General features: G+C 72.1%; 20 protein-coding genes. 13 read left to right on the top strand and 7 right to left on the bottom strand.

What is annotated here, in order from left to right:
* Nucleotides 1-210: 210 nt before the first annotated feature.
* From ACWEOZ_RS33165 to ACWEOZ_RS33150, 4 genes are read left to right on the top strand one after another with little or no spacing between them, the layout of a single operon-like run.
* On the top strand, nt 211-1041 hold the full coding sequence (locus ACWEOZ_RS33165) for an endo alpha-1,4 polygalactosaminidase (protein WP_451914618.1): 831 nt from the start codon (nt 211-213) through the stop codon (nt 1039-1041).
* A gap of 4 nt (nt 1042-1045) precedes the next feature.
* Nucleotides 1046-2005, top strand: a complete 960-nt coding sequence (locus ACWEOZ_RS33160) for a 1-phosphofructokinase family hexose kinase (RefSeq protein WP_451914617.1) — start codon at nt 1046-1048, stop codon at nt 2003-2005.
* A gap of 13 nt (nt 2006-2018) precedes the next feature.
* Nucleotides 2019-2870 carry a class II fructose-bisphosphate aldolase gene (locus ACWEOZ_RS33155; protein WP_451914616.1) on the top strand — a complete coding sequence of 284 codons (852 nt, stop codon included), beginning with the start codon at nt 2019-2021 and terminating at the stop codon, nt 2868-2870.
* Nucleotides 2871-4112, top strand: coding sequence for a Gfo/Idh/MocA family protein (locus tag ACWEOZ_RS33150; RefSeq protein WP_451914615.1), 1242 nt, complete (start codon nt 2871-2873; stop codon nt 4110-4112).
* A gap of 4 nt (nt 4113-4116) precedes the next feature.
* Here the strand turns inward: ACWEOZ_RS33150 and ACWEOZ_RS33145 are convergent, their stop codons facing one another.
* The gene (locus ACWEOZ_RS33145) at nt 4117-4761 is read right to left on the bottom strand and encodes a hypothetical protein (RefSeq protein ID WP_451914614.1); all 645 of its coding nucleotides are present in this window, start codon (nt 4759-4761) and stop codon (nt 4117-4119) included.
* 153 nt (nt 4762-4914) lie between these two features.
* Here ACWEOZ_RS33145 and ACWEOZ_RS33140 point away from each other — a divergent pair, with 153 nt between their 5' ends.
* From ACWEOZ_RS33140 to ACWEOZ_RS33120, 5 genes are read left to right on the top strand one after another with little or no spacing between them, the layout of a single operon-like run.
* Nucleotides 4915-5892, top strand: a complete 978-nt coding sequence (locus ACWEOZ_RS33140) for a metal ABC transporter substrate-binding protein (protein ID WP_451914613.1) — start codon at nt 4915-4917, stop codon at nt 5890-5892.
* A gap of 1 nt (nt 5893) precedes the next feature.
* Nucleotides 5894-6664 (top strand): metal ABC transporter ATP-binding protein, encoded by a 771-nt coding sequence (locus ACWEOZ_RS33135; RefSeq protein ID WP_451914612.1) that lies wholly within the window; start codon nt 5894-5896, stop codon nt 6662-6664.
* Complete coding sequence (locus tag ACWEOZ_RS33130; protein ID WP_451914611.1) at nt 6661-7509, top strand: metal ABC transporter permease; 849 nt, start codon at nt 6661-6663, stop codon at nt 7507-7509. Before ACWEOZ_RS33135 ends, ACWEOZ_RS33130 begins: the two co-directional genes overlap by 4 nt.
* Nucleotides 7506-8318 carry a metal ABC transporter permease gene (locus ACWEOZ_RS33125; RefSeq protein WP_451914610.1) on the top strand — a complete coding sequence of 271 codons (813 nt, stop codon included), beginning with the start codon at nt 7506-7508 and terminating at the stop codon, nt 8316-8318. Before ACWEOZ_RS33130 ends, ACWEOZ_RS33125 begins: the two co-directional genes overlap by 4 nt.
* Nucleotides 8315-8608: an ArsR/SmtB family transcription factor gene (locus ACWEOZ_RS33120; RefSeq protein ID WP_451914609.1), complete on the top strand. Its 294-nt coding sequence runs from the start codon at nt 8315-8317 to the stop codon at nt 8606-8608. Before ACWEOZ_RS33125 ends, ACWEOZ_RS33120 begins: the two co-directional genes overlap by 4 nt.
* Before the next feature lie 13 nt (nt 8609-8621).
* Here ACWEOZ_RS33120 and ACWEOZ_RS33115 read toward each other — a convergent pair whose 3' ends face one another.
* Complete coding sequence (locus tag ACWEOZ_RS33115; RefSeq protein ID WP_451914608.1) at nt 8622-9065, bottom strand: GTP-binding protein; 444 nt, start codon at nt 9063-9065, stop codon at nt 8622-8624.
* A complete protein-coding gene (locus tag ACWEOZ_RS33110; protein WP_451914607.1) occupies nt 9002-9730 on the bottom strand; it encodes a hypothetical protein in 729 nt (242 codons plus the stop codon). The genes ACWEOZ_RS33115 and ACWEOZ_RS33110 overlap by 64 nt, the downstream gene beginning before the upstream one ends.
* Before the next feature lie 344 nt (nt 9731-10074).
* On the opposite strand from ACWEOZ_RS33110, the gene ACWEOZ_RS33105 reads away from it, so the two are divergent.
* Entirely contained in the window at nt 10075-11391 is a 1317-nt protein-coding gene (locus ACWEOZ_RS33105; protein WP_451914606.1) for a cytochrome P450, read from the top strand.
* A 394-nt stretch (nt 11392-11785) separates the two neighbouring features.
* On the opposite strand, the gene ACWEOZ_RS33100 is transcribed toward ACWEOZ_RS33105, so the two are convergent.
* From ACWEOZ_RS33100 to ACWEOZ_RS33090, 3 genes are read right to left on the bottom strand one after another with little or no spacing between them, the layout of a single operon-like run.
* Complete coding sequence (locus ACWEOZ_RS33100; RefSeq protein ID WP_451914605.1) at nt 11786-12757, bottom strand: NAD(P)-dependent alcohol dehydrogenase; 972 nt, start codon at nt 12755-12757, stop codon at nt 11786-11788.
* Entirely contained in the window at nt 12754-12987 is a 234-nt protein-coding gene (locus ACWEOZ_RS33095; RefSeq protein WP_451914604.1) for a helix-turn-helix transcriptional regulator, read from the bottom strand. Before ACWEOZ_RS33095 ends, ACWEOZ_RS33100 begins: the two co-directional genes overlap by 4 nt.
* Nucleotides 12981-13409: a hypothetical protein gene (locus ACWEOZ_RS33090; RefSeq protein WP_451914603.1), complete on the bottom strand. Its 429-nt coding sequence runs from the start codon at nt 13407-13409 to the stop codon at nt 12981-12983. The genes ACWEOZ_RS33095 and ACWEOZ_RS33090 overlap by 7 nt, the downstream gene beginning before the upstream one ends.
* A 166-nt stretch (nt 13410-13575) precedes the next feature.
* Between ACWEOZ_RS33090 and ACWEOZ_RS33085 the strand changes: the two genes are divergently transcribed.
* Nucleotides 13576-14601 carry a sigma-70 family RNA polymerase sigma factor gene (locus tag ACWEOZ_RS33085; RefSeq protein ID WP_451914602.1) on the top strand — a complete coding sequence of 342 codons (1026 nt, stop codon included), beginning with the start codon at nt 13576-13578 and terminating at the stop codon, nt 14599-14601.
* A complete protein-coding gene (locus tag ACWEOZ_RS33080; protein ID WP_451914601.1) occupies nt 14585-15466 on the top strand; it encodes a PhzF family phenazine biosynthesis protein in 882 nt (293 codons plus the stop codon). The genes ACWEOZ_RS33085 and ACWEOZ_RS33080 overlap by 17 nt, the downstream gene beginning before the upstream one ends.
* A gap of 71 nt (nt 15467-15537) precedes the next feature.
* On the opposite strand, the gene ACWEOZ_RS33075 is transcribed toward ACWEOZ_RS33080, so the two are convergent.
* Nucleotides 15538-16134: a DUF4360 domain-containing protein gene (locus tag ACWEOZ_RS33075; RefSeq protein WP_451914600.1), complete on the bottom strand. Its 597-nt coding sequence runs from the start codon at nt 16132-16134 to the stop codon at nt 15538-15540.
* 465 nt (nt 16135-16599) lie between these two features.
* Between ACWEOZ_RS33075 and ACWEOZ_RS33070 the strand changes: the two genes are divergently transcribed.
* The gene (locus tag ACWEOZ_RS33070) at nt 16600-17244 is read left to right on the top strand and encodes a DUF4360 domain-containing protein (RefSeq protein WP_451914599.1); all 645 of its coding nucleotides are present in this window, start codon (nt 16600-16602) and stop codon (nt 17242-17244) included.
* Nucleotides 17245-17365: the final 121 nt, after the last annotated feature.

Here is a 17365-nt window from a genome sequence, read left to right as displayed (position 1 = left end):
AATTGCGCACTTGCCTTTTTCCACCCCTGGAAGGCGGCCCGACAGCACCATACGCGCACAAACGACTATTGACACGTGTGCGTTCGATCAGTTGAATCGCTGACAACGATCGAGCCCAGCCGGTAACCAGCCCGGCACCTCCTGCGCCAGGGTGGCCCGCACCGCACCCGAGGCGGGGCAGATCCCTGAGCATCGCCGGGAGTCTCAGTCGTGATCACCCGTACCGTTCGCCGCTGGATCGTCGCCGGAGCGGCCGCCCTCACGGTCGCCATCGGGTTCACCCTGCACGCCGACGCGGGCACCACCGCCCGGATCGCCGCGGCGTACACGCTGCCGCCGGTCAACGCCGCCTTCGACTACCAGATCGGCCAGGCCTACACCCCGCCCGCCGGGGTCCGGGTCGTCAGCCGCGACCGCGAGGCCGCGCCGGCCGCCGGCCTCTACAACATCTGCTACGTCAACGCCTTCCAGGTGCAGCCGCAGGAGGCCACCTGGTGGCAGCAGCACCACGACGACCTGCTGCTGCGCGACGCCAAGGGCCGGTACGTCATCGACGGCGCCTGGGACGAGATGGTGCTCGACATCCGCACCCCGGCCAAGCGCACCGCCCTGGCGGCCATCGTCAACGGCTGGATCGACGGGTGCGCCGCCAAGGGCTTCCAGGCGGTGGAGCCGGACAACATCGACACGTACGACCGGTTCGCGGGCCTGCTCACCCGCGACCAGGCGGTGGCGTACCTGCGGCTGCTCGCGCCGCACGCGCACAGCGCCGGACTGGCCATCGCCCAGAAGAACACCACCACCCTGGACGGACAGGGCAAGGCCGCCGGGCTCGACTTCGCGATCGCCGAGGAGTGCGGCCGGTACGGCGAGTGCGACGCCTACACCGACGTGTACGGCGCCAACCTGATCGTGATCGAGTACACCAGCGGCGCCTTCAAGAAGGCCTGCACGGCGGTCGGCGCGCGCGTGTCGGTGGTACGCCGCGACGTCGACGTCACCGCGCCCGGCAGCGGCACCTACGTCTACCAGTCCTGCTGACCCGATGATCGTCACGGTCACCCTGAACCCGGCGCTCGACCTCACGTACCAGGTCGACGCGCTGGTGCCGCACGGCACCCACCGCGTCTCGACGGTCGCCGAGCGGCCCGGCGGCAAGGGGCTCAACGTGGCCACGGTGCTGCACGCGCTCGGCGAGCCGGTGCTGGCGACCGGCCTGCTGGGTGGCCCGACCGGTGACCGGGTGACCGGCCTGCTGGCCGGCACCGGGGTGCCGGCCGCGTTCGTGGCCATCGCGGGCGAGACCCGCCGCACGGTCGCGGTCGCCGACCGGGACGACGCGACCGGCTTCTGGGAGCCAGGACCGCGGGTCACGGCAGGGGAGTGGGCCGCTTTCACCGAGCACTTCACCGGTCTGCTGGCCGGGGCGTCGGTGGTGGCGCTCAGCGGTTCGCTCCCGCCGGGTGTCCCGATCGACGGGTACGCCACCCTGATCCGTCTCGCCGCGGCGGCCGGAGTGCCCACGGTCCTCGACACCAGCGGCGAGGCTCTGCGGCACGGCCTCGCCGCCGGTCCCGACCTCGCCAAGCCCAACGCCGCCGAGCTCAACGCCCTGCTCGAAGCCCCGCGGCCCGTCCTGGCCGCGACCCGGAGCGCCGCAGGTGTGGCGGCGGACGGGCGGGAGGTCGCCGACGCGGCGGTGGCCCTCGACCACGGGGCCCGGGCCGTCGTCGTCTCCCGCGGGCCACTCGGCCTGCTCGCCCTCACCGGGCAGGGCGCCTGGCGCGGCGTACCCCCGGAGCGGTTCGCCGGAAATCCCACCGGCGCGGGCGACGCCTGCGTCGCCGCCCTGGCCCGCGGCCTGCGGGACCGCACGCCCTGGCCGCATCTGCTGGCCGACGCGATCGCTCTGTCCGCCGCGGCCGTCGCCGCGCCGCTGGCCGGCCGCGTCGACGAGGACACCTACCGCCGCCTGCTGCCCGCCGTGCGGGTCAGCGCGGCCTGAGAGGGGATCCACCTTGTACACCCCCACCGGCGAGATCGTCGCCCGGGCCCGGTCGGCCGGCGGTGGCGTGGGCGCGTTCAACGTCATCACCGTCGAGCACGCCGAGGCCATCGTCACCGGGGCTGAGCGGGCCGGCCTGCCGGTGATCCTGCAGATCAGCGAGAACGCCGTGCGTTTCCACCACGGCCGGCTCGCCCCGATCGCCGCGGCCGCCCGGGCCATCGCCGAGGCTGCCACGGTGCCGGTGGGCCTGCACCTGGACCACGTGGAGAGCGACGAGCTCTTCGACCAGGCGGCGGCCAACGGCTTCGGCTCGGTCATGTACGACGCGTCGAAGCTGGGCTACGGCGCGAATGTCCACGCGACCGCGGCCGCGGTGCGGCGGGGCCACGCGCAGGGGCTGTGGGTCGAGAGTGAGCTGGGCGAGGTCGGCGGCAAGGACGGTGCGCACGCGCCCGGCGTACGGACCGACCCGGTCGAGGCCGCCGCCTATGTGGCCGCCACCGGGGTCGACGCGCTCGCCGTCGCGGTCGGCTCCTCGCATGCCATGCACAGCCGGACGGCCCGGCTGGACCACGACCTGATCGCCCGGCTGCGGGCGGCGGTGCCGGTGCCGCTGGTGCTGCACGGCTCCTCCGGCGTACCGGATGACGAGCTGATCGCCGCGGTCCGCGGCGGAATGGTCAAGATCAATATCGGCACGGCCCTGAACAGTGCTTTCACCGGCGCGGTCCGGGAGTCGCTGGACGGCAACGCCGCCCTGGTCGATCCGCGCCGGTATCTGGCGTCGGCGCGCACGGCGATGGCCACGACGGTCGACGGCGCGCTGCGCCTGCTCACCGCGACGACCACCGCGGCGCGCTAGATGGTCACTCTCGCCCTGGTCGGGGCCGGGCTGCGCGGTCAGACGTACGCCCGGCACGCCGTGGCCACCGGTCAGGGCCGGATCGTCGCGGTCGCCGAGCCGGACCCGCGCCGCCGGGCGAGTGTGGCGGCCGAGTTCGAGATCCCCGCCGACCGGGTCCACGCGGACTGGACGGAGCTGGCCGCCGCGGGCCGGCTCGCCGAGGCCGCGATCCTCGCGACCCAGGACCGTCTGCACCTCGCCCCGGCGGTGGCCCTGGCCGACCTCGGCTACCACCTGCTGCTGGAGAAGCCGATGGCGCCGACCGAGACCGAGGCGGCCGAGATCGCCGCGGTGGCGGTCCGCAACGGCGTCATCCTCGCGGTGTGCCACGTGCTGCGGTACACGCCGTACACCAAGCTGGTGAAGGGCCTGCTCGACGAGGGCCGCATCGGGCGGCTGGTCAGCGTGGAGCACCTCGAGCCGGTGGGCTGGTGGCACCACGCGCACTCCTTCGTGCGCGGCAACTGGCGCCGGGAGGACGAGTCCGGGCCGATGCTGCTGACCAAGTCCTGCCACGACATCGACTGGCTGGTGCACCTCTTCGGCGGCCTGCCCGAGCGGGTCAGCTCCTTCGGCAGCCGCACCCACTTCCGGGCCGAGCAACGCCCGGAGGGGGCCGCGGACCGGTGCCTGGACTGCCCGGTCGAGCCGGTGTGCCCGTACTCGGCGAAGCGGCTCTACCTCGGCGCGCTCGCGGATCCGGAGCAGCACTTCTGGCCGCTCGGCGCGGTGACCCCGGAGCCCACCGAGCGGGCGGTGCTGGAGGCGCTGCGCACCGGCCCGTACGGCCGCTGTGTCTACACCGCCGACAACGACGTGGTCGACCACCAGGTGGTGACGATGGAGTTCACGGGCGGTGCGACCTGCTCGTTCACGATGAGCGCGTTCACCCCGATGGAGCACCGCCACACCCGGCTGATGGGTACCCACGGCTACCTCGACGGCGACGGCCGGACGCTGCGCCACGTCGACTTCCGCACCGGTGCCGAGACGACGATCGACTCGGTGGAGGCGGGCGGCCCGTCCGCCTCGGACGGTCACGGCGGTGGCGACGAGGGGCTGGTGGAGGCGTTCCTGGCCGCGGTCGCGGCGGGCGACCCGAGCCTGGTGTCGTCGGACGCGGCCGCGAGCCTGGCGAGCCACCGGGTGGTGTGGGCGGCCGAACGGGCCCGCCGCACCGGCCAGGTCGTCAGCCTCTGACGACTCAGCGCGACTCGCCGTGGCCCCGGCGTTCGATGTCAGCCTGGATCTCCGGGTCCCAGCGGCCGGCGTCCCGGTCCTCCGGTCGCGGCTCCGGGGACGGTGAGCCGTTCCACGATGGCGCCGCCACCGTCTCGGCTCCGGCGCCGGACGGCCGGTCCGCGCTCGCGAGCCACGACTCGATTTTCGCTCGTGCGACAGCCACGCCGACGAGCAACAGTGCCGCGGCAGCGACCCGGACAAGGTGGAACGGCGCCGTGTCCGACGACAGCACGAGGGACACCACGACGAGGACCGCCGCGCCGGACAGCGCCCGGTTGCGGACCACGGCGGTCGTGCCGCCGTGGGCTTCGACGATGGCCTTCGTGAGGCGGGCCCAGACCACGAACGTCACCACCAGGGCAGCCGCCAGGGCAGCGGAGAGCACGACGGGAATCTGTCTGCCGGACGACTCGAGCACATCGGCGGCGATCGCGGCCTTGGTCAGGGAGCGGGTGCCGAGTGCCGCGGTGAGCAGCAGCAGTGCCCACCATGCGATCTGCCACCGTAGCGGCAGCACCACCTGCGGCACCGTGCCGCCCATGCAGCGGTGGCCCTGGCCGGCGTGGGTGAGCCGGACGCCACACGTCGAGCAGTTCATCTCGTTCATCCCCGTACCGCCCCGTTGTCGTCGGCGCACGCTAGCAACGCGACGACAGGCCCGCAGCCCGGTTTCCGCGCGGCACGCATGGTCACTTTGCCATTAGACGATTCTTAGTGAAAACGATTACCGTTCCGGTTCTTGCCGACAGGAGCGTTGATCATGCGAACCCCCCGGAAATTCTCCCTCGCCGCAGCCGCCGCGGCAGCCCTGCTCGCCGCCGGATGCGGCTCAGACGGTGCCGGCGCGAGCGGCGGCACCGCGTCGAGCGGCACGTCCCTGGCCGTGGTCGCCACCACCCCCGAGGTCGCCGATTTCGTCCGCACCATCGGCGGCGCCGACGTCACCGTGACCCAGCTCATCAAGCCCAACGTCGACCCGCACGAGTACGAGCCCACCCCGGCCGACATCCAGGCCATCGGTGCCGCCGGGCTGGTCGTCAAGAACGGCGTCGGCCTCGAGGCCTGGCTCGACCAGACCATCGAGTCGTCCGGCTTCCGGGGCACCATTGTGGACGCGAGCCAGGGTGTGACCCTGCGTGAGGGCGGCCACGAGGAGGGAGAGGGAGGGGAGCCCGAAGCCGGGCACGCGGACGAGGAGCACGACCCGCACATCTGGCACGACCCGCGCAACGCGAAGATCATGGTCACCGGCATCGAGAAGGGCCTGGCCGCGGCCGACCCGGCCCACGCGGCCACCTTCGCGGCCAACCTCACCGCCTACGCGGCCGAGCTCGACAAGCTGGACGCCGACAACGAGGCCGCCTTCGCCAAGCTGCCCGTGGCCCAGCGCAAGCTGGTCACCAACCACGACGCCTTCGGGTACTACGTGGACCGGTACAAGCTGGAGTTCGTCGGCTCGGTCATCCCCAGCCTGGACACCTCGGCCGAGCTGTCCGCCAAGCAGCTCACCGACCTGGTCGCGAAGATCAGGGCGACCGGCACCCGGGCCATCTTCACCGAGAGCTCGCTGCCGCCCAAGACCGCCGAGGCCATCGCCAAGCAGGCCGGGGTCAAGGTGGTCGGCGGCGAGGACGCCCTGTACGGCGACAGTCTCGGCGCACCCGGCACCCCGCAGGGCACCTACCTCGGCGCCGAGGAGCACAACACCCGGGTCATCGTCTCGGCACTGGGCGGCTGACATGAGCGATGTCGCGGTGGCCGGCGCCGCCCTGCGGTTCTCCGGCGTGACCGCCGGCTACCGCGGCACGCCCGTGCTGACCCACGTCGACCTGGACCTGCCGGCCGGGCAGCGCCTCGTCCTGGTCGGCCCGAACGGCGCCGGCAAGTCCACTCTGATCAAGGCCGTGCTGGGTCTGGCCCAGGTGCTCGGCGGGACGGCGTCCGTGCTCGGCCGCGCCCCGGCCCAGGCCCGCGGCCTGACCGGCTACGTGCCCCAGCTGGACACCCTGGACGCCGGCTTCCCGGTCACCGCGGCCCAGGTGGTCCTGATGGGCCGGTACCGGCGGATCGGCTGGTGGCGGCCCACCCGCGCCGCCGACCGCCGGATCGCCCGGGAGGCGCTGGACCGGGTCGGCCTGGCCGACCGGGCGGGCCGGCCGTTCGGCGTGCTCTCCGGCGGGCAGCGCCAGCGCGTGCTGCTCGCCCGCGCGCTCGCCGCCGAGCCGCGGCTGCTGCTGCTCGACGAACCCTTCAACGGCGTCGACGCGATCAGTCAGGAGGCCATCGTGGCGGTGCTGCGCGAACTGACCGCGGCCGGCACCGCGCTGGTGCTGAGCACCCACGACCTCACGGTCGCGCGCGACCTGGCCGACCAGGTCTGCCTGCTCAACGGCCGGCAATGGGCGGTGGGACCGCCGGGCGAGATCCTCACGGCCGGGCCGCTGCGCCGCACGTACGGCGGCCACGCGGTCGATCTCGCCGACGGCCGTACGGTCCTGGTCGAGACATGATCGCGCCCTTCACCACGCCGTTCATGGGCCGCGCCCTGGCCGAGCTGGCCCTGCTCGCGCTCGTCTGCGGTCCGGTCAGCGTCTTCGTCTTCGCCCGCCGGCTGTCGTTCGTCTCGGACGCGCTCACCCACACCGTCTTCCCCGGCGTCGTCATCGGCTTCCTCGCCGGCGGCGTCGAGGGCATCTTCGCCGGCGCCCTGCTCGCCGCCGTGCTCACCGCGGGCGTGCTCACCCTGCTCACCCGGGGCGGGGCGCTGTCCGACGACGCGTCCACCGCCGTCGTGCTCACCGCGATGTTCTCGATCGGGGTGGCGCTCGTGTCGCGCCGGTCGTCGTACACCAATGACCTGACGACGTTCCTGTTCGGGCGGATCCTCACCGTGACGCCGCGGCAGATCGCCGAGACCGCGGTCCTCGCGGTCGTGATCCTCGCTCCGCTCGCCCTCGGCGCGCGGGCGCTGCTGTTCCGCACGTTCGATCCGGCCGGGGCCGCCGCCGCGGGCTACCGGGTCGGCTGGCTCGACCTGTGGCTCAACGTGCTGGTCGCCCTGGTGGTGGTCGCCGCGGTCCGCGCGGTCGGCACGATCCTGGTCGTGGCCCTGCTGATCGTGCCCGCGGCGGCGGCGCGCATGCTGACTCACCGCCTCGCGGCGATGGCTCTGGTGGGCACAGTGCTGATTCTCGCGGCCGGCTACGGGGGACTGCTGCTGAGCTGGACGGCCTCCGTCGACCACGGGATCAACCTGACGTCCGCCTCGACGGTGGTGCTGCTGCTCGTGGCCGCGTACCTGATCCTCCTGCCCGTCGGTCTGCTCCGGGCCCGGATGCGCCGGTCGGTGTCATGAACTGGTGGGACGACGCCCTGCACCGCGCCACCGCCGAGGTGATCCTCGTGGGCGCGCTGGCCGGCCTCATCGGTGTGCAGGTCGTGCTGCGGCGGCTGTCGTTCTTCACGATGGCCCTGACCCACGCGACCTTCCCCGGAGTGGTGGCCGCGTCGATCATCGGCGTCAACATCTTCGTCGGGGGCGTGGCGGCGGGCGCCGTCGTGGCCCTCGTCGTGGCCGCGCTGAGCCGCCGCCCGGGCCAGAACGCGGCCGCGGCCACCGGCGTGGTCCTCTCCGGCGGCTTCGCCCTGGGCGCCGGACTCGTCGCCACCCAGAACGGCTTCAGCCGCGACCTGTCGTCCTTCCTGGTCGGCTCGGTGCTGACGGTGAGCCCGCAGGACCTCGTGACGACGGCGGTGGTGCTCGTCGTGGTCGCCGGCGTCCTCGCGATCGGCGCGCGCCCGCTGCTGTTCACCGGCTTCGACCGCACCGGCGCCCGGGCGGCCGGCTTCGCCACCACGGGCTGGGACGTGGTGCTGCTGTTCACGATCGAGGTGGTCGTGGTGACGGTCGTACCGGCCGTCGGCACGATCCTCGCCCTCGCCCTGATCGTCGCCCCGGCCGCGGCGGCCCGGATGTGGTCGCACCGGCTGCCGGTCATCACCGCGCTGGCCATGGCGTTCGGCGTGCTCAGCGGCCTCGGCGGCCTGTACGTCTCGAGCCGGTGGAACCTGGCCGCCGGGGCGAGCATCACGCTGGTCGCCACCGTGACACTGCTGCTGTCGTCGCTGCTGGTCCGGATCCCCGGCCGGGTGGTGCCGGCATGAGCGAGATGGAAGTCGCGCTGGAACGGGCGGTAGCCGTCCTGCGGGGCATGGCGTACGAGCACCGGCTGCACATCCTCGTGCTGTTGCAGGCGGGGGAGTCCACCCCGGCCGTGCTGGCCGAGGCGATGCGTACGGACGTCACGGGAGTGGCCCACCACTTGCGTTTCCTGCGCGACGCCCGGCTGGTACGGCGGGAACGCCGGGGCCGCCACGTCTACTACACACTCAGTGGCGACCCGACCAAGCGGCTCGTCCAGGAGGTCCTGCACTACGCCGAACGCCTGACCTGAACCCCCGGTCCGCTCAGGCTGGGCTGATGTCGTCGGTCAGGAGGAAGAAGCCGGCAAACGGGTCGGTCCAGCCGGGCCACGTCTCGAAGCCGTCGACCGGCTCGTCGTCGGTGAGCAGGCACCCGGTCAGCCGGGCGATGACCGCCGCGGCGTCGAGGTCGAGGCCGACCAGCGCCAGCACCGTGCGGCGATCGCCGTAGTAGGGATCCCAGTCGACGTCGGCCGCCATCCGGCGCAGCACGCTGGTCTCGGGCCACCGTTCGGCCGGCAGTGCGGCGAGCCAGTAGCCCAGGGTGCCCAGGCTGACGCCGCCACCGGCGGACTCCCAGCCGTTGGCGGCGTCCGGCTGGCTGGCGATCCACAGCTGGCCCCGCCCGCGCAGCGTCCCGGTGGTCAGCTCGCCCAGGGCCGCGTGCAGCCGTACGGGGTGGAACGGGCGCCGGGAGCGGAACAGCACCGAGCTCGCCCCGTGCTCACCGGCCGGGTCGTCGATCCCGATCGGGAAGTCCTCGAGGGCGCGGCCGAGGATGCCCGGGGTCCGCGGATCGTGGCGGCCGGTGCGGCGCAGCCGGGCGGCCAGGGCGGTGCAGTCGATGGTGCCGCTGTCGCCGACGCGGAGGTGGGTGGCCCAGGGGGCGAGCCGGGCGCGTCGTCGAGGGCGTCGTGCTGCGGGAAGCCCCAGACGACGATCGTGTCGGCGTACTCGACCTGCCGGACGACGACGTCGGCCACACCCCGCCGGTCCTCGGCGCCGGCATGCGCACACACGGCCGCGACGTTCCCGGGCTCGACGACCGGCGGCAGCGCCAGCAGGATGTTGCTGTCCGGCCGCTCCCGGGCCAGGCGCAGCGATGTGGGCAGCACGTCCTCGCGCAGGGTGCAGGACACGCAACCGTGGACCAGCTCGATCACCTCGTATTCCAGCACGGCGTCCGCGGTCCGCACCGTACGGCGGGCCAGGCCCTCGCGGAGGCGGCTCACGTCGTGCGACACCAGCAGCAGCCGCCAGTCCGTGACCAGCAGGCTGCGCCCGATGGCGGCGGTGGCCCCGGCGGAGAAGCCGGCCGGCACGGTGACCCGGGCGACACGCTGCGGATATCCGTCGCGCCGAGCATTTCGCATCGACTGAACTGAATGACAATTACCGTGACACCCACCTGAACGCTTGTTCAGATGATGACAATTGCCGGTTCTGCGGGCGACCGTTCCGATGGTCTTCCCTACGCTGATCGAGGTCGCGACGCCAGACGTCGGACGCGATTCCGCACGCCGCGCAATCGCCCTGTCGACACGGGAGGAAACCATGAAGACGTACGCGAGGCACCTGACTGCCCGGCTCTTCGGCCGGACCCGCATGGGCGGCCTGTACCTGTACTGGACGTTCGGCAAGTAGGCGTCCGGCTCGTCGGGAAGCAGCGGGCCGGCGGGCGCACCCCGCCCGCCGGCCCGCGCCAAGGGGGTTCCGCATGACGACTGTCCCTGCTCTGCCGGTCCGGCCGCCGGGTCCGCGCGGTCATCGATTCTTCGGTAACGTCGTCGATTACGACCAGGACCGCGTCGCATTTCTGGAAAGGTGCCGGCGCGAATACGGCGACGTCTTCTCCTTCGATCCCCGTACCGTGGTGATTGCCGATCCGGCGTTGATCCACGACATTCTCAGCCGCACGAACGACGACTTCCTGGCCGAGACCGTGCCGCTGGCGGTGCGCACCGACGAGGAGGAGACCGCGGCGGGCGCGGAGCTGTGGATGAGCGCCCGGCGTCGCGGCTGGCGCGGGCTGAACAGAACGGTGGCCGAGGCTCACGCACTGCGGCTGCGCGCCATCTTCGACCGGTCCCTGCGGCAGGCCGGGCCCGGCGACGTCGACGTGCTCGCCGTGATGAAGGACTACTTCGGCCGGGCGATCGCCGACTTCTGCGTCAGCCGCGACGCCGAGGGCCTGCCCGCCGTCATCGCGGAGAACACCGAAGCGCTGGACCCGCTGTCCCGCAGCTCCTACATGGTGCCGCAGTGGTGGCCGTCGCGCCGGGTGCGGCGTTTCGTCCGGGCACGGGAGGCCACCGTGGCGGCGATGACCGAGGTGGTGCGCCGGCGCAAGGCCGCCGGCCCGCCCGCGGCCGGCACCGCGCCGGACCTGCTCGACGTGCTGCTGGCCGCGGACGCGCCCGCGCTCAGCGACCTGCAGGTCGAGCGGCTGATCCGGGGCATCATGCTGGCCGCGTACGGCGTCCCGGCGGCCGCCCTGACCTGGATCGTGCACGACCTCGTGGCTCACCCGGAGGTGCGGCGCGCGGTCGAACGGGAGGCCGCCGCCCACGACACTCAGGTGGCGCCGGCGACGACCTCACTGCCGTACACGGAGGCGTTCGTCAAAGAGGTGCTGCGGCTGCGCCCGCCGACCTGGCTGATCGGCCGGACCGCCCGGCGGGCGACCACCCTGGGCGAGTGGCGGCTCGACCGGGGAGACCAGGTCCTGTTCAGCCTGTACGCCTTGCACCGCGACGAACGGTGGTGGCGCGACCCGGAGACCTTCGACCCACAACGGTGGCTCGAGCCGCGGGCCCCGCTGCAGCGCCACACCTACCTGCCGTTCGGCGCGGGGCCGAGGGTCTGCGTGGGCACGCAGCTGGGGATGATCCAGCTGGTGCTGAGCACCTTCTGGCTGGTGCGGGAGTACGACGTGAGCATCGCGCCCGGCAACGGCGGCACCCCGGACTTCGGTGGCCTGCTGACACCGCAGGGTCTGACCGCGTCGTTCCGCCGCCGTGCCGGGCAGCGGTGAGGCTTCAGCCGATGAAGGTCGGCGGGGTCTCCAGTGGAGGCTCGACCGGAGGCGGTGTCGTGGTCGTGGTGGGCGGCGTGGGCTTGGTGATGGTCGGCGTGGGGGTCGGCGATGTCGTGGGCTCGGGCGGGGACGGCTTGGTCGGGGCCGGAGGGGTCGGTGGAGTGGTGCCGACCGCCGTGGTGCCGAGGGGGCCGCAGTTCGTCGCGCCGGTGCCGCGGAATTCGGGGTGGTGGCCTCGGCCGGCAGAGCGACGGCCACGGTGCCGAGGACAGCGGCGCCGGCTGCGGCGGCCACGGAGTAACGAAGACGGCGGTTCATGGCAGACAGGCCAAATGCGACAGTGCCGGACACCCCTCCTGCGAATGGTCATGATCGGACAGCCGTGCGGCTGTCAGATCGTGATGACGAGCTTGCCCGGGTAGCTGCCCGCCGACAGGTCGCGGATCGCCCCGGCGGCCCCGGTCAGCGGGTAGCTGTGGCCGATCACCGGCGTGACCTGGCCCGACTCGAGCAGCGGGCTCAGCTCGGCGAGCTCCTCGGCGCGCACCCGGGCGGTCACGCCGCACAGCCGCTGGCTCATGAAGGACGACAGCAGTGGCGCGGCCATCTGGCGCTGGAAGCCGCCCATGATCCGGCCCTGCGCGTGCCCGCCCCCGACCAGGGCGATGGTGCCGGGCGGCGTGGCGGCCCGGCGCAGCAGTGACAGCGGCCGGTTGCCCGCGGTGTCGATGACGACGTCGTACACCGGGCCGTCGCGGTCGACCTCGTGCCGGGTGTAGTCGATGACATCGTCGGCGCCCAGGGAGCGGACCAGGTCGGCCTTGGCAGTGCTGCAGACGCCGGTGACGCTCGCCCCGTACGCCTTGGCCAGCTGGACCGCGAAGGTCCCGACGCCGCCGCCCGCACCGGTGATCAGCACCCGCCGGCCGGCCCGCACGCCACCGTCGCGCATGCTCTGCAGGGCGGTGACGCCGGAGACCGGGGTCGCCGCCGCCTGCGCGAAGGAGAGCGCGGCCGGTTTGACGGCGAGCCGGTCCTCCTTCGCGGTCGCCTGCTCGGCGAACGAGCCGGTCGCGCAGGTCCCGTAGACCTCGTCGCCCGGCCGGAAGCGGGTGACCCCGGCGCCGACCGCGGTCACCACGCCGGCGACGTCCAGGCCGCGCACCGCCACGTGGGGCCGGAGCAGCCCGAAGGCCAGGCGCGCCGCGTACGGCCGGCCGGTCATGTAGATCCACACGCCCGGGTCGACCCCGGCCGCATGCACCTCGAGGAGCACCTCCCGGTCGCCGGCCGTCGGCGGGTCGACCTCGCGGAGCTGGAGGACGTCGGCTGAGCCGTACCTGTCCTGGGCTATGGCTTTCACTGCTTCTCCTCGGGGTCGTCGGGATACTGGAACACGTCGTCGAGCGGCGCCCGGAACACCCGGGCGATCCGGAAGGCCATCTCCAGCGAGGGCGAGTAGCGCCCCTGCTCGATGGCGATGAGGGTCTGCCGGGTCACGCCGATCCGGTCGGCCAGCTCGGCCTGGGTCATCTCGCCGTGCGCGAAGCGCAACGCGCGGATGCTGTTGGTGACCTGCGTCGGCTTCACCATTGCGGCAGGCTCCGGCGGTAGACGACGACCTTGGTGATGCCGCCGAGGACCGCCGACAGCACGAAGCACAGGTAGATCACGTTGGCGATCCAGAACGGCTCCCACCGGGCCATCGCCATGCCCATCGCGGCGACCGCGCCGAGCACGACGAACGACTGCCCGACGTGCTCGCCGAGCCGGCCGATCTCCCGGTCGCGGTCGTCGGTGAGGCGGGAGGCGCGCGGGTTGCCCACGGCCATCACGATCTCGGCGATGATCGAGGTGACGATGGCCGCGCCGATCGTCCACAGCAGAAGCCCCGCGTACGGCACCGAGGCCAGGGGGCGCCCGTCGGCGCGGCCGGCGATGACGACGACGTAGACGGCGTAGCCGAGGACGGCCACCACCAGCCTGATCCACGCGCGTTTCTCCTCGTGCGTCACGAGCGGCCCCCTCGATGTACAGAATGTTTGACATGCCGAAGGTAGCAAATCTTTGACACGATGTCTAAAAAGTTTTACATCCGATTCCTTCGGGCCGACCGCGAGGTCTGTCACTGTGGGCCGGAGTGTGCGCTCGCGGCCAGCCACCGGTACGGAAGGACGACAAATGCCGAGCACCAGGGACAGTGGGGGCGCCGATGACGAGTTCACCGCCCGGGCCGAGGCGTTCCGCCGCGAGCTGCTCGCCCACTGCTACCGCATGACCGGTTCGGTCGACGACGCCGAGGACCTGGTGCAGGAGACGTACCTGCGGGCCTGGAAGTCGTACGGCGGCTTCGAGGGGCGGGCGTCGCTGCGCACCTGGCTCTACCGGATCGCGACCAACGCCTGCCTGACGGCGTTGCAGCACCGCGAGCGCCGCGTGCTGCCGTCCGGGCTCGGCGCGCCCAGCGACGACCCGTACGCGCCGCCCGTGCTCGGGGCTCCCGGCACCAGGTGGATCCAGCCGGTGCCCGACGCGCTGTTCGCCGCCGCGCCCGACGACCCGGAGGCGACGGTGATCTCCCGCGACTCGCTCCGGCTGGCCCTGATCGCCAGCCTGCAGTACCTGCCGCCGAAACAGCGGGCCGTGCTGATCCTGCGGGACGTGCTGGCCTGGCCTGCGGCCGAGGTGGCCAGGAGCCTCGACACCACCACGCCTGCCGTGAAGAGCCTGCTGCAGCGCGCCCGGCGCCGCATCGAGGAGGTCACGCCGAGCATGGACGACGTGGTGGAGCCGAGCCATCCCCGGGCGCGTGAGCTGCTGCGCGGATATCTGGCCGCCTTCGAGGCCGCGGACATCGACGCCATCGAGCGGCTGTTGCGGGCGGACGCCGTGCTGGAGGCCGTACCGGTGCGCAGCTGGTACTCCGGCAAGAAGACCTGCCTGCGGTATCTGGCCCACCAGGCCCTGGGCTCGCCGGGCGAGTGGCGCATGCGGCCGGCCGGCCTGAACGGGGAAGCGGGTTTCGCCGCCTGGCATCGCACGGCCGACGGCTCGTACGAGGCCTTCGGGGTCGGCATGATCACGACGACCGCGACGGGGATCGCCCGCATCGTCGTGTTCGCCGACCCGGCCACCGTGCACCGGCTCGGCGGTCTCGACTTCGCGCGCCGCACCGCCGAGACTTTGCCGGGTGACCCCACCCGATGATCCGCACCGGCTGCGCTACCACCACGTCGATGTCTTCGGCAGCCGGGCCTGCAGCGGCAACAGTCTCGCGGTCTTCGCGCAGGCCGCCGGTCTCGGCGGCGAGCAGATGGCGGCGATCACCCGCGAGCTGCGTCACTTCGAGTCCATCTTTCTGACCCGTGACGGCGAGGGCTGGGTGGCCCGGGTCTTCGATCTGCTGGAGGAGCTCGACTTCGCCGGTCATCCGGTGGTCGGGGCGGCCTGCGTGCTGCACGCACTGCACGGCACGGCCGACAGCGAGACCTGGACGCTGCGGCTGCCGGCCCGCACGGTCCGGGTCACGACCCGGCGGCACTCCTCCGGACGGTACGCCGGTGTGCTGGAGCAGGGCGCCCCGGACTTCCTCGGCACTCCTGAGGTGGCGGACCTGCTCTCGTTGTTCTCGCTGGGTCCGGAGGATCTCGACACCGGCCTGCCCGCCGAGGTGGTCAGCACCGGGCTGCGATACCTGATCCTGCCGGTGCGGCCCGACGCCCTGGCCCGGGCCCGGATCATCGAGGATCTCGAGGTGCCACTGGCCGGAGCCGGCGCCCAGTTCGCCTACCTGCTGGACGGGGCCGGTCTGGAGGGGCGGCACTGGAACAACGACGGCATCGTCGAGGACGTGGCCACCGGAAGTGCCGCCGGCTGCGTGGCGGCCTATCTGCGCCGGCACGGCCGGATCGCCGACGGCGTCCCGGCGACTCTGCGGCAGGGCCGCTTCGCCGGCCGCCCGAGCGGGATGACCATCACCGCGTACGGCCCGAGCGACGCCGTGCGCACAGTGGCCGTCGGTGGTGACGTCTTCCTGATCGGCACCGGCGAGCTGTGGCAGCTGCCGGAGTGAGCCGCGGTCACGAAGGATTCCGGGGGAGTCCTTCGTGACCGGCCGAGGTGCCGAGACGGCTCGTTACGGCATCAGCACCGGATCCAGCTGAAGTTGAACAGGGTGTCCACGTCGCCCTCGCTGGACCGCATCGACATGGTGCTGCGGCCGCTGGACGTGCCGGGGTCGATGCGCAGCTCGGTGTTGACGTTCAGGACCCGCTGCTCCGAGCAGGGGGCGTAGACCAGCACGGGGGCGACGTCCCTGGTCGACCAGAAGCCGTTGAGCGGACCGGCGAACGTCTCGTCGTTGTTGTTGTTCGCCGACGATCCCTGCCAGTAGTAGTTCGTGCGCTGCAGGGCGGTCGCGCCGGAGTAGAGCCGGGCGCGGCCCCGGTAGTCCGCCTCGGCGACGGCGAAGGTCCAGCCGGCCGGCACCGTGACCAGCACGCCGACCTGGCAGTTCTTCCGGCGGTCGGTGGGGTCGGCGCTGCCGCCGGCTTCAGCCACGAAGTCGTGGTACCTGATCCGGAAGCCTGTCTTGTCGGAGTCGGCGATCACGGTGGCCGTGCCGGGCGCGCACCCCGACCCGTTGGCGGCTATCACCTCGAAGGTGACGTTGCCGTCCGGGACGGCGGCGGCCTCGGCGTGCGCCGGCGTGGACAGCGACAGCGCAAGAACTGTGCCCATTACGGCGAGAGCCGTATGTCTTACGCCGACGAGGCTCTTGATCATGGTATTCCTCTCGTTTCTGACGGTGCATTCTGGAAGGCTTCCAATATTTGACCCTGAACTGCTCAACGCGGTCGGACGGCGTTCGGTACGGAATGTTAGTCAGCTGTCATGCTCCAGACAAGCATTGGTGTTCATCTATCTGAGTTGATGATCCGCCGTTCCTGGGTGGATGCGGTCTGCATGCTGCAGGTGCCCAGCTAAGCGGATAATTCGGGGCTATTCGCCACCACCTTCCGCCCGAATAATCCTGAAGATGTGGTGTGCGGCTTTGCGCGGTCACGCGTAATCACCTAACCACCTGTATGACGCCTCCCAATTACCGCACAATGAGACCGGACAACGTTTTATTGACGTTCCTCAATGTCCGCCCATAACATCGGTCCCGCGTGTGCATTGTCGTCGTTACTCGAAGGGAGTTCCATGCGTAAATTGCTGGTGCGTGGGGGAGCGGTGCTGGCGTTGATCGCCGCCTCGTTGACCGCGGCCTCGCCCGCCTCCGCCGGAAACCCGCTGGAGGATCCGCCGTCCGACCACATCGTCATCGACCTGGTGGCCATGGCCGGATCCGGCTGCCGGCCCGGTACGGCGGACGTCGCCGTCTCACCGGACAACACCGCCTTCACCGCCATCTACAGCGAGTACCTGGCCCAGGCCGGCCCGGGCATCGCCACCACCGAAGGCCGCAAGAACTGCCAGCTCAACGTGCTGGTGCACGTGCCCCAGGGCTTCACCTTCGCGATCACCAAGGTCGACTACCGCGGGTACGGCCTGCTCCAGCGCGGCGCCACGGCCTCGCAACGGGCGAACTACTACTTCCAGGGCATGAGCCAGAGCACCTTCACCACGCACCCGGTCACCGCACCGCTGGACGACAACTGGTTCGTCAGTGACGAGGTCCCCGTCGCGGCCGTCGTCTGGCACCCGTGCGGGGAACTGCGCAACCTCAACATCAACACCGAGCTGCGGGTGGCCAAGGGCACCTCGACCGACGCCAGCTTCCTGACCATGGACTCCACCGACGGCAGCATCTCCACCACCTACCACTTCGCCTGGAGGCAGTGCTAAGCACCAGCTTCCCCAGCCCGTGTCGAGGGTCGCCGGACCGGGGCCGGCGCCCACCCGCCAGAAGCCCCCGGCGGAGACCCGGCCGGCCGCGCCCACCGCCCCCCAAACCACCCACACGGAA

This window comes from Actinoplanes sp. NPDC004185, from assembly GCF_053603475.1.
The sequence above is the reverse complement of the archived record's forward strand: the minus strand, read 5'-3'. Positions and strand labels throughout refer to the sequence as shown.

Coding starts and splice junctions, on each gene's coding strand:
- ACWEOZ_RS33160 (WP_451914617.1), top strand. CDS start 1,046: ATGATCGTCACGGTCACCCTGAACCCGGCGCTCGACCTCACGTACCAG.
- ACWEOZ_RS33150 (WP_451914615.1), top strand. CDS start 2,871: ATGGTCACTCTCGCCCTGGTCGGGGCCGGGCTGCGCGGTCAGACGTAC.
- ACWEOZ_RS33145 (WP_451914614.1), bottom strand. CDS start 4,761: ATGAACGAGATGAACTGCTCGACGTGTGGCGTCCGGCTCACCCACGCC.
- ACWEOZ_RS33140 (WP_451914613.1), top strand. CDS start 4,915: ATGCGAACCCCCCGGAAATTCTCCCTCGCCGCAGCCGCCGCGGCAGCC.
- ACWEOZ_RS33135 (WP_451914612.1), top strand. CDS start 5,894: ATGAGCGATGTCGCGGTGGCCGGCGCCGCCCTGCGGTTCTCCGGCGTG.
- ACWEOZ_RS33130 (WP_451914611.1), top strand. CDS start 6,661: ATGATCGCGCCCTTCACCACGCCGTTCATGGGCCGCGCCCTGGCCGAG.
- ACWEOZ_RS33125 (WP_451914610.1), top strand. CDS start 7,506: ATGAACTGGTGGGACGACGCCCTGCACCGCGCCACCGCCGAGGTGATC.
- ACWEOZ_RS33120 (WP_451914609.1), top strand. CDS start 8,315: ATGAGCGAGATGGAAGTCGCGCTGGAACGGGCGGTAGCCGTCCTGCGG.
- ACWEOZ_RS33110 (WP_451914607.1), bottom strand. CDS start 9,730: ATGCGAAATGCTCGGCGCGACGGATATCCGCAGCGTGTCGCCCGGGTC.
- ACWEOZ_RS33105 (WP_451914606.1), top strand. CDS start 10,075: ATGACGACTGTCCCTGCTCTGCCGGTCCGGCCGCCGGGTCCGCGCGGT.
- ACWEOZ_RS33095 (WP_451914604.1), bottom strand. CDS start 12,987: ATGGTGAAGCCGACGCAGGTCACCAACAGCATCCGCGCGTTGCGCTTC.
- ACWEOZ_RS33085 (WP_451914602.1), top strand. CDS start 13,576: ATGCCGAGCACCAGGGACAGTGGGGGCGCCGATGACGAGTTCACCGCC.
- ACWEOZ_RS33075 (WP_451914600.1), bottom strand. CDS start 16,134: ATGGGCACAGTTCTTGCGCTGTCGCTGTCCACGCCGGCGCACGCCGAG.
- ACWEOZ_RS33070 (WP_451914599.1), top strand. CDS start 16,600: ATGCGTAAATTGCTGGTGCGTGGGGGAGCGGTGCTGGCGTTGATCGCC.